Annotated in this window: 12 protein-coding genes; 6 read left to right on the top strand and 6 right to left on the bottom strand. The window is 61.3% G+C overall.

Going from position 1 to position 13,576, the window contains the following annotated elements; genetic code table 11:
• Positions 1-75: 75 nt before the first annotated feature.
• Positions 76-1,629, bottom strand: a complete 1,554-nt coding sequence (gene norR, locus AC07OF_RS07595) for a nitric oxide reductase transcriptional regulator NorR (RefSeq protein ID WP_157191179.1) — start codon at positions 1,627-1,629, stop codon at positions 76-78.
• A 153-nt stretch (positions 1,630-1,782) separates the two neighbouring features.
• Here norR and hmpA point away from each other — a divergent pair, with 153 nt between their 5' ends.
• Complete coding sequence (gene hmpA / locus AC07OF_RS07590; protein WP_495072737.1) at positions 1,783-2,964, top strand: NO-inducible flavohemoprotein; 1,182 nt, start codon at positions 1,783-1,785, stop codon at positions 2,962-2,964.
• Between the two features lie 171 nt (positions 2,965-3,135).
• Positions 3,136-3,606, top strand: coding sequence for a phosphate-starvation-inducible protein PsiE (locus tag AC07OF_RS07585; RefSeq protein ID WP_157191180.1), 471 nt, complete (start codon positions 3,136-3,138; stop codon positions 3,604-3,606).
• 172 nt (positions 3,607-3,778) lie between these two features.
• Here the strand turns inward: AC07OF_RS07585 and AC07OF_RS07580 are convergent, their stop codons facing one another.
• From AC07OF_RS07580 to AC07OF_RS07565, 4 genes are all read right to left on the bottom strand, one after another.
• Positions 3,779-4,186: an HPF/RaiA family ribosome-associated protein gene (locus AC07OF_RS07580; protein WP_038607024.1), complete on the bottom strand. Its 408-nt coding sequence runs from the start codon at positions 4,184-4,186 to the stop codon at positions 3,779-3,781.
• A 178-nt stretch (positions 4,187-4,364) separates the two neighbouring features.
• A complete protein-coding gene (gene fecA, locus AC07OF_RS07575; protein ID WP_495072717.1) occupies positions 4,365-6,704 on the bottom strand; it encodes a TonB-dependent Fe(3+) dicitrate receptor FecA in 2,340 nt (779 codons plus the stop codon).
• Positions 6,705-6,793: 89 nt separating this feature from the next.
• Positions 6,794-7,729: a DUF4880 domain-containing protein gene (locus tag AC07OF_RS07570; protein WP_495072716.1), complete on the bottom strand. Its 936-nt coding sequence runs from the start codon at positions 7,727-7,729 to the stop codon at positions 6,794-6,796.
• Positions 7,726-8,220: a sigma-70 family RNA polymerase sigma factor gene (locus AC07OF_RS07565; RefSeq protein WP_038607031.1), complete on the bottom strand. Its 495-nt coding sequence runs from the start codon at positions 8,218-8,220 to the stop codon at positions 7,726-7,728. The genes AC07OF_RS07570 and AC07OF_RS07565 overlap by 4 nt, the downstream gene beginning before the upstream one ends.
• Before the next feature lie 216 nt (positions 8,221-8,436).
• Between AC07OF_RS07565 and AC07OF_RS07560 the strand changes: the two genes are divergently transcribed.
• From AC07OF_RS07560 to AC07OF_RS07545, 4 genes are all read left to right on the top strand, one after another.
• Complete coding sequence (locus tag AC07OF_RS07560) at positions 8,437-10,407, top strand: ligand-gated channel protein (RefSeq protein ID WP_461530553.1); 1,971 nt, start codon at positions 8,437-8,439, stop codon at positions 10,405-10,407.
• A gap of 74 nt (positions 10,408-10,481) precedes the next feature.
• Positions 10,482-10,784, top strand: coding sequence for a DUF3649 domain-containing protein (locus tag AC07OF_RS07555; protein ID WP_191831083.1), 303 nt, complete (start codon positions 10,482-10,484; stop codon positions 10,782-10,784).
• The gene (locus AC07OF_RS07550) at positions 10,784-12,367 is read left to right on the top strand and encodes a PepSY-associated TM helix domain-containing protein (protein ID WP_157191185.1); all 1,584 of its coding nucleotides are present in this window, start codon (positions 10,784-10,786) and stop codon (positions 12,365-12,367) included. Before AC07OF_RS07555 ends, AC07OF_RS07550 begins: the two co-directional genes overlap by 1 nt.
• On the top strand, positions 12,367-12,693 hold the full coding sequence (locus tag AC07OF_RS07545) for a DUF3325 domain-containing protein (RefSeq protein ID WP_495072715.1): 327 nt from the start codon (positions 12,367-12,369) through the stop codon (positions 12,691-12,693). Before AC07OF_RS07550 ends, AC07OF_RS07545 begins: the two co-directional genes overlap by 1 nt.
• A gap of 6 nt (positions 12,694-12,699) precedes the next feature.
• On the opposite strand, the gene AC07OF_RS07540 is transcribed toward AC07OF_RS07545, so the two are convergent.
• A complete protein-coding gene (locus tag AC07OF_RS07540) occupies positions 12,700-13,575 on the bottom strand; it encodes a helix-turn-helix domain-containing protein (protein ID WP_157191187.1) in 876 nt (291 codons plus the stop codon).
• Position 13,576: the final 1 nt, after the last annotated feature.

Below are 13,576 nucleotides of genomic sequence, written 5' to 3'. Positions count from 1 at the left end.
CCTTCAGGACAGATTGAAATGGGGAGATGCCGGGTTATCGACCCGCCAGTCCGTGGCTTTAATCGCTTGCACAAATCAGCGTAGACCCAGGCGCTTGGCCAGGCGACCGAGATTGGCGCGGTCCAGGCCCAGTTCGCGGGCGCTGCTGGCCCAGTTGTGCTGATGGCGCTCAAGGCAGGCCTGGATCAGCTGGCGCTGGTAATCATCGAGGGCCTGGCGCAGGTCGCCAGCAGGCAGGGGTACTTCGGCAGGTAGCGGTGCCTGGCTGTGATTGGTTACAGGCTCGACAGGTCTCAGGTCCAGGTCGGCAGCATCCAGGGTCAGAATCTTCGGGCGCTGGCGGTGCTGGCCGAGGGCCTTGAGCGCCGAGCGGCCGATCAGGTGCTCCAGTTCACGCACGTTGCCCGGCCAGTCGTAGGCCAGCAGCGCGGCCTGGGCTTCAGCGCTCAGGCGCAGGCTGCCCAGGCCCATGCGCGAGCGATTCTGTTCGAGAAAGTAGCCGCTGAGCAGCAGCACATCGCGCCCACGTTCGCGCAGCGGCGGCACCAGCAGCGGGTAGACACTCAGGCGGTGATAGAAGTCGGCGCGATAACGTCCGCTGCGTACTTCATCGGCCAGGTCGCGGTTGGTGGCGGCGATCAGACGTACATCGACGCGGTGTTCCTGGTCTGAACCCAGTCGCTGCAATTGCCCGCTCTGCAGCACGCGCAACAGCTTGGCCTGTACGGTCAGCGACAGCTCGCCGACTTCGTCGAGAAACAGCGTACCGCCGTTGGCCAGTTCGAACTTGCCGCGGCGTTCACCGACGGCGCCGGTAAAGGCGCCGCGCACATGGCCGAACAGCTCGCTCTCTACCAGGGTGTCGGGCAAGGCTGCGCAGTTGAGGCTGATCATCGGTTTGTCGGCACGGCTTGAGGTCTGATGGATGGCCTGGGCCACCAGCTCTTTGCCGACCCCGGTTTCACCGGTGATCAGCACGGTCAGGTCGCTGCTGCCGACCAGCTGGATTTCCTCCAGCAGGCGCTTGTGCGCTTTGCTCTGACCGATCAGTTCCTTGTGCTGCTGGCCGCTGGCCTGGCGATACACCTCGGCGCGTTCATGCTCATCCTCGGCGCGTAACGCCAGACGCTCGATGCGTTCGGCGACGTTGACCGTGGCTTCTGCCAGGCTGGCAAAGGCTTGCAGGGCATCGAGTTCGACCTGCTGGAACTGCTCCGGGTCCAGCGCATCGAGGGTGATCAGGCCCCAGGGCTGCTCATCGACATACAGCGGGCAGCCCATGCAGTCGTGGACTTCCAGATGCTGGTGCAGGCCTTCGACCAGGCCGTCGTAAGGGTCGGGCAGTTCGCTGTCGCTGGCAAAGCGGGTGGGCGCGCTGTTGCCGAGAATTGCCTCGAAGCGCGGATGTTCGTTGACCTTGAAGCGCCGCCCAAGGGTGTCGGTACTCAAGCCATCGACCGCCAGCGGCACCAGCCAGTCACCGTCCAGACGCAGCAGCGCGGCAGCGTCGCAGGGCAACAGGCTGCGCATGGCTTCGAGCAGGCGTCGGTAGCGTTCGCGTTCGGGCAGGTCGCGGGCCAGGTCGCTGACCAGCGGCAGTAGGGCGGTGAGCAGGGATTTTGCGGTCATAAAGACTCCTGTTGGTCTTATTGACTATATCGCATTCATGGTCTTTATGACTCTATAAAATATAACTCGTTGATTTATAACGATTTTAAAGTTGGCATGGAAACTGAATTAACCAACGCATTCATCAAGAAGCCACAGGCTCAGGAGTCATTCATGCTCAATGCCCAGGATCGTGCAATCGTCAAAGCCACTGTTCCCCTGCTGGAAAGCGGCGGTGAGGCGCTGACCACTCACTTCTACAAACTGATGCTCAGCGAATACCCAGAGGTGCGCCCGCTGTTCAACCAGGCGCACCAGGCCAGCGGCGACCAGCCTCGGGCCCTGGCCAACGGTGTACTGATGTATGCTCGGCACATCGACCAGCTCGAACAGCTCGGTGGCCTGGTCGGCCAGATCATCAACAAGCATGTGGCCTTGCAGATCCTTCCGGAACATTACCCGATCGTCGGTAGCTGCCTGCTGCGCGCCATCGAAGAAGTGCTCGGCAAGGAAATCGCCACCCCTGAAGTGATTGCTGCCTGGGGCGCTGCTTACCAGCAACTGGCCGATATCCTCATCGGTGCCGAAGCCGACATCTATGCTCAGAAAGCCGCCGCTCCGGGTGGCTGGCGTGGTGCGCGCGACTTCAAACTGGTGCAGCGCGTCGACGAAAGCAGCGAGATCGTTTCCTTCTACTTCGCTCCGCTCGATGGTGGTGCGATTCTCAGCGCCGAACCCGGTCAGTACATCGGCCTGCAGCTGTTCATCGACGGCGTGGAACAGCGCCGTAACTATTCGCTGTCGGCCCTGAGCAATGCCGGTCAGTACCGCATCAGCGTCAAGCGCGAGGCCGGTGGCAAGGTTTCCAACTACCTGCACGAGCAACTGGCCGTGGGCGACACCATCAAGCTGTTCCCGCCATCGGGCGAATTCACCTTGAGTGCCAGCGACAAGCCGCTGGTGCTGATCAGCGGCGGCGTCGGCATCACCCCGACCTTGGCGATGCTGGAAGCGGCGCTGGAAAGCGGGCGTCTGGTGCACTTCATCCACTGTGCACGCAACGGTGCGGTGCACGCGTTCCGTGACTGGGTCGATGGTCTGGCGGCGCGTTACCCGCAGGTCAAACGCTTCTACTGCTATGCCGAAGACGATGGTGTCAGTGAACCTGCCGATGCCGTTGGCCTGCTGACTGCCGACCAGTTGAACGAATGGCTGCCGCAGGAGCGTGACCTGGATGCCTACTTCCTCGGCCCGAAAGGCTTCATGGCCACGGTCAAGGGGCACCTCAAGGGCCTCGGCGTTCCTGAGAAGCAGAGCCGCTACGAGTTCTTCGGCCCGGCTTCGGCACTGGAATAACACGGTTTTTCCAACCTACGGTTGAAAGCACAAGGCACAGCCAGCGATGGCTGTGCCTTGCGGCGTTTGGTCGCCTTCTCAAACACAGCCCCTGGCCTTTTTACTGCATGCAGAAAAAGCGTCATGCGTGTGGCGCATCATCCTCCCAGCCGTATCAAGGAAAGCGAAATCGTGAACATCAAATGGGCAGACAAACTGCGCAAAGGCCTGCATGGCTCGGCGGACTCGCTGGGCAACCTCTGCGTCGAAGCATTTCACTACCTGGCCCTGTTCGGCATCGGTGCGATTACTGCCTATGCGGCGGTGGCGACCTTCATCGATATGCTCGGCAAGGGCGGTGTCAGCGTCGATGACATCCTGCTGCTGTTCATCTACCTCGAGCTGGGGGCGATGGTGGGGATCTACTTCAAGACCAACCACATGCCGATCCGCTTCCTGCTTTATGTAGCGATCACCGCACTGACGCGCCTGCTGATCGGCGACGTCTCGCACCATAAAGCGCCGGATGTCGGTTTGCTGTATGTGTGTGGCGGGATTTTGCTGTTGGCGTTTGCGATTCTGGTGGTGCGTTATGCCTCGTACCAATACCCCTCGACCAAGGCTATTGATGCGAGCGGCAAAGAGATCGAAGAAAGCAAGTAACATCCGGTGGGGTGGCGGTCTGTGGGAGCGGGCTTGCCCCGCGATGCGATGTGACTGAAACACTGCAATCGCGGGGCAAGCCCGCTCCCACCGGGTCTGGTTTCAAGGCAGTTGTTGCAATAAAAAAGGCGAGCCCACCGGGCTCGCCTTTTTACCGTCTGCGTTATGTCATTCAGCTAATACTGCGAGCTTGCTCGTTCTCCAGAAATTCTTCCTGTAGCAAACCGTCGTTCTGGGCGCCGTCAACGCTTTGCTGGGTCACCGCACGTTTGCTGCGCAGCTTGCCGTAGAAGTGCTCCAGGGCGTGGTTGAGCTTGATCGCGGCACCCTCGACAGCCTGGTCGAGGGACGCGGATTTGTGGCTCACGGAAATCGGTTGATGGCCTTTTGGGCGTGCCTCCATCTGGCAGCGTTTGTCGTGCGGACCTGGCTTGTCGCCATTCTCGTCGCGCAAGTGGACCTCGACGCGGGTGAGGTCTTCATCAAATCGTTCGAGCGTGCTTTCTACGGTGCTGCGGACCCACTCTTCCAGTCGAATGTTGCCTTGAATATGGTTGTCGCTATTGACTTGGATTTGCATAGTTCAATCCCTTATTCAGCTAGCTCGCAAGAGAATCGATGGGGCCTTTGCGGCCTGTGGAAACCATCGCCTCTTGACTACAAGGTCAGGCACTTGGCGCAACATTTCAAGTCCTTTTGAAAGATAAATTTCTTGTTGCAAAAAGCCCGGCTTCGGCCGGGCTTTTGCATGCGCTGGATCAAAACGCGACGGAGGTCTGCAGGTATACCGTAAGAGGTTCACCGACGTACTTGCCCTTGTTGTTGTCATCAAAGGAGCGCGTGTAGTACTGGTGATTGAAGATGTTTTTCACCCCGACGGCGACGTTCAGGTTCGACAGTTGCGGGCCGAAATCATAGGCCGCGCGGCTGCTGAACAGCATGTAGCCAGGGATGCGTCCGGTGCTGCCATCGGCACTTTCGCTGGAGGTATTGGCGTTGTCGGCGTACTGGTCGCTCTGATAGGTGCTGTCCAGGTTCAGCTGCCACCGGCCTTCGGTGTAGGCAACGCCGAGGGTGCCTTTGTGACGTGACGAGAAGGGTACACGATTACCCTTGTTCGGCCCGTCTTCGCGGATTTTCGCATCAACAAACGCGTAGGTTGCATACACGTCGAAACCGGCCAGGGCAGGGTTCAGGCCCTCGAGGGCATACTTGACGCTGGTCTCGATACCCTGGTGGCGGGTTTCGCCGCGGGCAATCACCGAGTCGTTGGTCTGGTTGCTTTCGTACTGGTTGTCGAAGTTGATCAGGAATGCACCGATCTCGGCCTGCAGCAGGCCATCGTCATAGCGCGTACCCAGCTCCCAGGTCCGGGCTTTTTCCGGTTTGACTTCGCCGCTGCTGACGCGGTTGGGCATCTGGCTGTACTGCACACTGCCGAAGGAACCTTCGGTGTTGGCATACAGGTTCCAGCTGTCGGTCAGGTGATACATCACGTTCAACGCCGGCAGGGCGGTGTTGTAGTCGCCCTGGTAGTGCTGGCCAGTGAGGTTGTTGTTCTGCTCGGAATCGATCATCTCGTAGCGGATGCCCGGGGTGATGGTCCACTGGCCGATGTCGATGCGGTCATCGAGGAACAACGCATGGGCTTCGGTGCTGCCGCGGGTGTCGCGGTCGTTGCGGCTGGCGGTGGTTGGCAGCTGGTTGGCGCTGATCGGTTCGCGGTAGCGCAGCTCGTGGCCGGCTTCGTTGATGTAGCGGTAGCCGACGCCGACTTCATGCCAACTCTCACCGAGCGCGAAGCCCTGGGAGAAGCGCGTTTCGATCCCGCGTACCCAGTATTCACGCGGCGACAGCGAAACGAAGCTGCCCTGGTCCAGATAGCCGCTGCGCAGGGTCTTGGTGAAGAAGCTGTTGACGCTGAACTGACGGGCATCTTCCTTGTAGTCGTAACCGAAGTTGAACATCGTCCGGCGGCCCCAGAACTTGTCCTGCAAGCGGGTCGACTGATACGGATCGGCATCGTAATCGGCGACGTTCAGGCCGCCGGGCATCTGCGCTTCACCCTCGTAGTACTGGGCCATGGCGTGCAGGCTGTTGGCGTCGTCGAGCTGCAGTTTGCCCTTGAGGATCAGGTCGTCGATCTGTGTGTCGCTGTGCTCGCGCCAGTCGCCACCGCGGGTGCCGGAGTAGAGCAGCGCGCCGCCCAGGCCGTTGTCGTTGGTGCCACCGGCGAGCAGGTTGGCGCTGGTCTTGAAGCCGTCTTGGCTGGACGACGGGCTGGTCTGGGTCTGGAAGCCGGCTTTGACCGTCGGCTCATCAGGAATCGCGCGGGTCACGAAGTTGACGATACCGCCGACGTTCTGCGGGCCGTAGCGCACCGCACCGCCGCCGCGCACGACGTCTACCGCATCCATGTTGCCCATGCTGATCGGGGCGAACGACAGCTGTGGCTGACCATAGGGTGCGAAGGGCACCGGGATGCCGTCCATCAATACCGTGGAGCGCGATGCCAGACGCGGATTGAGGCCGCGGATGCCGAAGTTCAGCGCCATGTCATGGCTGCCGGTGCCGTTGTTTTCCGGGGCGTTGACCCCGGGAATGCGGTTGAGCACTTCTCGGGCGGTAGTGGCGCCTTGACGTTCGAATTCTTCGCGACGGATGACATCGCGGGCACCGGGATGCTCGAAGACATTGTCCTGTTCAGCTGCCCCCAGCCAGTCGCCGACCACGGTCGACGTACCCAGCTCTACAGGCGCGTTGGCAGTGGCTGCCGGTTGCAGGCTGAAGGCGTTTTCACCTTCGGCACGGGCCTGCAGGCCGCTGCCCTGGAGCAGGATATCCAGTGCCTGTTGCGGGCTGTACTGGCCGTCCAGGCCCGGGCTCTGCACACCGCTGGTGACCTGGGAGCCGAACGAGATCAGCACGCCGCTTTCCCGGCCGAACTGGTTCAGGGCGCTTTCCAGCGACATCGGCGCGATGTGGTAGCTGCGTGCTGCAGGCGCGTCAGCCAGGGCTGGGACGGCGGCAACGCTCAGGCCAGCGCCGAACAGGAATGCACGAAGGGCTTGGGCAAGTGGGCTCGGGCGAAGGGGCATGCAAGGGGTCCTTGAGAAGGTCAAAGCAAAGGGTTCTGCCTTCTCTGTCACGCGAGATGAAAAAACGGCTCAGGTATTTTGAAAATTTTTCAGGCCCGTGCTTCGACACTGACCCAGTAGCGGGTAAAGCGCCGAACCCGTACCGGCAAGGCAATCTCGAGCAGGTCGAGGATGCGTTCGCTGTCGGCCAGTGGATAACTGCCGGAAATCAGCAGCTCGGCGACTTCGGGGGCGCAATTGAGCTGACCTCGGCGATAGCGGCCCAGCTCATCGAGAAAGTCACCAAGGCGCATGTGCGCAGCCACCAGCATGCCATCGACCCAGGCCCCGGCATTGCTGTCGAGCAGTTGGCTGGCCTGCCACTGCGGGCCATTGAAGCGTGCTTGCAGGCCAGCGGCCAGGCTGTTGCCGGCCAGGCTGGCGCTGCCTTGATGGACGCTGAGCAGGCTGTAGTGCTCGAACTGACGCAGGTTGTAACGACCACCGCTCAGTTGCAGCAGGCCGAAATCGCTGAGCAAACGCAGAGGTCGGGCATCCTCGGCGACGGTGAGCTGGATTTCCCCTTCGAGCAGGCGCACCAGACGTTGCTCGGCATCGAAGCGCACATCGGCGGCGCTGCGGGTGTTCAGGTGCAGCTGGCTGCCATCGTCCAGTTGCTGACGCCGCCGTTCGCCCACCCGGCTGCGGTAGTCGGCAAGCAGGCTGGGCAGCGGATTGTGCGGTTGCAGGGTCAGGCCGGCAGCGCCGCCGACACCGAGAATCAGCAAGGTCTTCAGTGCCCGCCGGCGGCTGGCCGAACGCGGTGCCTGCAACGCCGCATGGGCCAGTGGCGAAGACAACCCGCGCAAACGCTGGTTGACCCGCTGGATATGCTCCCAGGCCCGGCGATGTTCTTCATGGGCTTGCAGCCATTGCTGCATGGCCTGCTGCTGGCGCGGATCGAGTGCGCCGCCTTGCAGTTCGATCAGCCAGTGCACGGCCTGTTCGGCCACCTGCGGCGAGAATTCCTGATGGGCGCTGTTCACAGGGCGAAGTAACAGCGCATGGCCGCCTTGTTCAGGTAGCGCTTGACCGTGGCCAGGGAGATGTTCAGCTGCGCGGCGATTTCGCCGTAGCTCAGTCCGTCGACCTGAGCCAGCAGGAACGCGCGCTTGACCAACGGTGCCAGGCCATCGAGCAGGCGGTCAAGCTCCAGCAGGGTCTCGAAGATGATTGCTCGGTGTTCTTCCGAAGGCGCCAGTTCTTCCGGCAATTGCGCCAGCGCCTGGTAGTAGGCGCGCTCCAGGTCCTGACGCCGGTAGTGGTTGCACAGCACCCGCTTGGCCACGGTGGTGAGGAACGCCCGCGGCTCGTTGAGCACCGGTGTTTCGCGGGCCTGCAGCAAGCGCATGAAGGTGTCCTGGGCCAGGTCGGCGGCGTTGTCCGGGCAGCCCAGGCGCCGCCGCAGCCAACCGGTCAACCAGTTGTGATGGGCGTGGTAGAGGCCTTCGAGCGAGGAAGAAGAGGCACTGGGCACCGTGAACACTCCGGCGCCAGAATGCGCAACAGAATAAGAATTGTTCTCATTGTAGTGTTTTCGCGGGCTGTTCGGCAATCAGGCGCTGACTGACGGCAAAAGCGCAGGACGGAAAATGTAAATAACGTAAATAAACTGTACTCTCATTTGAGAATAAATAGCATTCGCTCCCTAAGTGGTTTACCAAACCTTTACATTTCTCAGGGAGAGCTCTACGTGTCCCCGCTTTTTACTCGATCCTGCCTCGCCATTACCCTCTGCTCGTTGTACTCCGCCCAGGCCAGTGCCGAAGGCCAGAAGCCCATGGAGCTGGACAACGTGGTGGTTACCGCCTCGGGTTTCTCCCAGCAGATCAAGGATGCCCCGGCGTCGATTTCGGTGATTACCCGCGAGCAGATCGAGAACAAGTCCTACCGTGATGTGACCGATGCCCTGAAGGATGTGCCGGGTGTAGTGGTGACCGGTGGCGCCAGTTCCAGCGACATCAGCATCCGCGGCATGGCCTCCAAGTACACGCTGATGCTGGTCGACGGCAAGCGCCAGGACTCGCGGGCGACCCGTCCGAACAGTGACGGTGCCGGGATCGAGCAAGGCTGGATGCCGCCGCTTGAGGCGATCGAACGCATTGAGGTGGTCCGTGGGCCAATGTCGTCGCTGTACGGCTCCGACGCCATGGGCGGGGTGATCAACATCATCACCCGCAAAGTGACCCCCAACTGGTATGGCGGCGTGCGCAGCGAAGCGACCTTCCAGGACCGCTCCGATTCGGGCGACTACAACAGTACCAGCGCCTTCGTCTCCGGGCCGCTGATCGAGAACCTGGTCGGCTTGCAGCTCTATGGGCAAACGTCGAATCGTGACGAAGACGACTTTACCAACGGCTTCAACGAACAACACACCGACAGTGGTACGGCCAAGCTGTCGTTTACGCCTGATGAGCACAACGACATCACCTTCGAGGCAGGCAAGTCCGAGCAGGACCGTTACGCCCACAAAGGCAAGTCGGCGCGATCTTCCGACAGCTTCAGTGACTATGAGCGCACCAACTTCGCGATCAGCCACTCCGGGCGTTGGGAAACCATCACCACTGACACCTACATCCAGCGCGAGAAAATCGAAAACCCGGGCCGACGTATGGAGCTGGAAAACACCGTGCTCAACTCGCAGGTGTCGTTCTTCAGCGATTCGCACATCACCACCATTGGCGGCTCGTATAAATACGAAGACCTGAGCGATGAAGGTAACCAGTTGGCTGCGGCGTCCGACGTTAACCAGCTGACGCGCTGGTCGTGGGCACTGTTTGCCGAAGATGAATGGCGCCTGACCGAGTCCTTCGCTTTGACCGGCGGTATTCGCATGGACGAAGACGAAAACTACGGTACGCATTGGTCGCCACGCTTGTACGGCGTGTACCACCCGACCGAGCACTGGACCGTCAAAGGTGGTGTCTCCACTGGCTACCGTTCGCCGGACATCCGTGCCGCAGTGAATGACTGGGGCCAGATCACCGGTGGCGGTGGTGACCCGGCGATCATCGTCGGTAACTCCAATCTCAAGCCGGAGAAGAGCGTCAGTCAGGAGATCGGCGTGATCTGGGACAGCCTGGAAGGGGTCTCCACCGGTCTGACTGTGTTCAACACCGACTTCAAAGACAAGATCACCGAAACCCGTCGCTGCACCGACAGCACTGGCGGAGCCTCGGGTCAGTGCCAGATCGGCGGCACCTCGTACAAGTTCATCAGTGACCGGGTGAACGTTGATGAAGCGCAGATGCGTGGTATTGAAGCGACCCTGGACTGGGAAATTACCCAGGCCCTGAAGCTTGCCACCAACTACACCTTCACCGACTCCGAACAGAAGAGCGGCCCGCAAAAGGGCAAGGCCCTGAACCAGATGCCACGGCACATGGTCAACGCCACCCTGGACTGGCAGACCACCGACCAACTGGGTACCTGGGCGCGCCTGAACTACCGCGGCAAGACCTCTGACTACCTGGGTCGCACCACCATGTCCGATGGCACGCCGTCCTACACCTTCGTCGACCTCGGCGGCACCTACCGGGTGACCAAGAACGTGAAACTACTGGCCGGTGTCTACAACGTGTTCAACAAGGAAGTCGACTACGAGAACTACCAGACCGTGCTGGATGGCCGCCGCTACACCGTGGGCGTCGACCTGTCGTTCTGAGGATGAGGCCAGCGGCTTTGCCTATGAGAATATAAATCATTACTATTGGTGGCTCTTCACCAGGAATGGATGCCATGAAAAGCAAAGCCGCCGGGCTGCCCCTCAGTTATCGCCTGGCCGTGACCTCACGTTGCCTGGCCGCCGTATTCGGTGGCTATCTGCTGGCGGCGATGGCCAGCGTTTGTATCACCCTGCTGGCGCCGATGCCCAAGGCTGAAGCGGTGGTCAGCGGCATGATGCTGTCGTTTCTGTTCTACCTGGTGGCCTTTCTCTGGTGCTTTGCCAGTCGTAGCGCCTGGCAGGCCTGGCTGGGTGTGTTGCTGCCGAGCCTGGTGCTGGGCGTGATCAATGGACTGGCCTACTGGATGAAAAACTGATGAAAGAGGGCTTTCGCCAGGCCATGGCCTGGCTGCACACCTGGACCGGGCTGATCTTCGGCTGGCTGTTGTTTGCGATTTTCCTCACCGGGACCATGTCCTACTTCAAGGAGGAGATCAATCACTGGGCCCAGCCCGAGGTACCGGTTCGAGCGCATGATCCGCTGGCCAGCCTGACGCTGGCGCAGAACTACCTGCAGGAGCACGCACCCAATGCCGGCAGCTGGTTCATTCGCCTGCCGGAAGCACGCGAGCCGGGCCTGAGTGTCGGCTGGCGGGCAGAGGGCGCCGGGCGCCGAGGCTTCATTGAAAAAAACCTCGACCCTGCCACTGGCGCAGAGGTCCAGGCCCGCGAGACTCGCGGCGGCGATTTCTTCTACCGCTTCCACTTTCAGCTGGAGATGCCTCATCCCTGGGGCCGCTGGCTGTCGACTTTCGCCGCGTTCATCATGCTCCTGGGGCTGGTGACCGGCATCATTACCCACAAGAAGATCTTCAAGGAGTTCTTCACTTTCCGCCCAGGCAAAGGCCAGCGCTCCTGGCTGGATGGCCACAATGCCATCGGTGTGCTGGTGTTGCCGTTTCACTTGATGATCAGCTACAGCAGCCTGGTGATCTTCATGTCGCTGGTGATGCCGGCCAGCATCATTGCCAGCTATGGCGATAACACCCGGGCTTACTTCAATGATCTGTTCGGTGCGTCCGAAGAGGTCAAGGTGGCCGGTGTTGCCGCGCCGTTGCTGCCGCTGCCGGCGCTTTACCAGGCGTTCCAGGAACAGGCGCCGGGCAGCCGCCACGGCTGGATCGAAGTGCAAAACCCGGGTGATCAGAATGCCCGCGTGCGTTTCTCCCGGCATGGCGGTGATGGCATTGCCTATCAGCGTGGTGGTGGCTGGGTGTTCGATGGCGTCAATGGCACGCTGCAAAACGACAGCAAAACCGAAGCTGTCCCGGTGGTGATTGCCGGCGGTATGTACGGCCTGCACATGGGCATGTTCGCCGGCCCCTGGCTGCGCTGGCTGTACTTCTTCTTCGGCGTCGCCGGCACGGCGGTGATCGGTACCGGTCTGGTGCTGTGGCTGGGCAAGCGTCAGCTCAAACACGCCAAGAGCGGCACACAGCCCTTCGAGCTTCGTCTGGTGGAGGTGTTGAACATCGCCAGCATGAGCGGTTTGTTGCTGGGTGTGGCGGCCTTCTTCTGGGCCAACCGCTTGCTGCCGGTGGGTCTGGAAGGCCGCGCCGGGTGGGAAGTGAACAGTTTCTTCCTGCTCTGGGCGCTGTCGCTGATGCACGCCATGCTGCGGCCGGGGCGTCGCGCCTGGGCCGAGCAACTGGGACTGGCTGCACTGTTGTGGGCCGGCTTGCCGCTGCTCAATCAATTGACCACAGGGCAGGGGTTGATTCATTCGATTACGGCCGGTGACTGGGCCATGGCCGGATTCGACCTGACGGCGCTGGGCTGCGGCCTGTTCTTCGCCTGGGGCGCGCGCAAGATGTGGCGCCCGCCGGTGGTGGTCGCCAAGCGTGCGCCGAAGGCGGCGAAAGCAGCCAGCGCCAACCTGATCGAAAGTGAGGTGAGCTGATGCTGGCCGTTACCCTGTTTGGTTTTGCCGGCTTCGCCTGCCTGTGCCTGGCCATGGAGAAACACTACAAGGACCTGCTCGGCAGCGCGCCCAGCGCGGCGCGTTTGCGCATCCTGCGAATCGCTGGCTGGTTGTTGCAGTTGCTGGCGCTGTCCCTGGCCGTGCATAACAGTGGCTGGGCCATGGGCCTGGTCGAGCTGATTGCGGTGCTGATGGCGGGCGTTACCCTTTGGGTGTTCCTGCTGCCTTATCAACCACGGCTGTTGCTTGGGCTGCTTGGGCTTAGCCTGGTACTGGGGCCAGTGTTGTTGATGTTGCCCGGCTAGGCTGATTTAGCACCTGAAGGCCGCCCGGTAGGCACCGGGCGTCGCCCCCAATGCCTGGCGAAAGCGGTTGCTGAAGTGGCTGGCGCTGGCAAAACCGCACTGCAAGGCGACTTCGCCCAAAGGCAGTTCGCCAAAGCGCAGTAGTTTACGTGCCGTGGCCAGGCGCCGGGCCAGCAGGTATTGGTGCGGTGGCAAGCCGAAGCTTTCGCGGAACATCCGCGCGAAGTGGTACTCGGACAAATTGCACAGAGCAGCCAGTTCACCCAGGCTTATGGCCTGATCCAGATGCCCTTCGATGTAGTCGCTCAACTGTCGGCGCTGATGCGCAGCCAGGCCACCTTTGAGGCGCAAGCCCTGACGCAGGCCGACCTGGCTGAGGACGGCGTGGTCGAGAATTTCATGCGCCAGCGTGCTGGTCAGCAAACGTTCCCCCGGCTCGTCCCAGTCCATTGCGATCAATTGGCGAAAGCGGCGCGCTTGCTCGGGGTCGTCGAGGAACGTTGCTTCCTGCAATTGCAGTTCACGCGGTTCGCGGTCGAGCAGGCTGATGCAACCGAGGGCGAACTGCTCCTGGCTGATATACAGGTGCGCCAAACGGATCGAGCCATTGACCACCCAATGCGACGCCGACCCTGCAGGCATGATGCACAGTTTGTCGGGCGCGCCTTTGTGGCTGGGCTGGTCACGGCGGAAGGTGCCGGTGCCGTCGGCGATGTAGCAGGACAGGGTGTGGTGGGTCGGTGCTTCGTAGTCGCGGGCGTCGTGACGGTTGTTCCACAAGGCTGCTGCCAGGCCGTCACCCAGGTGCGCGCTGTGCTCCAGACGGGCATGGGGTGAGTCGTGCATGGCTTTGAAAACTTGCAGCTGGTCCAACGCGTTCATG

Source organism: Pseudomonas sp. GW821-FHT10B02 (genome assembly GCF_059415665.1).
The sequence above is the reverse complement of the archived record's forward strand: the minus strand, read 5'-3'. Positions and strand labels throughout refer to the sequence as shown.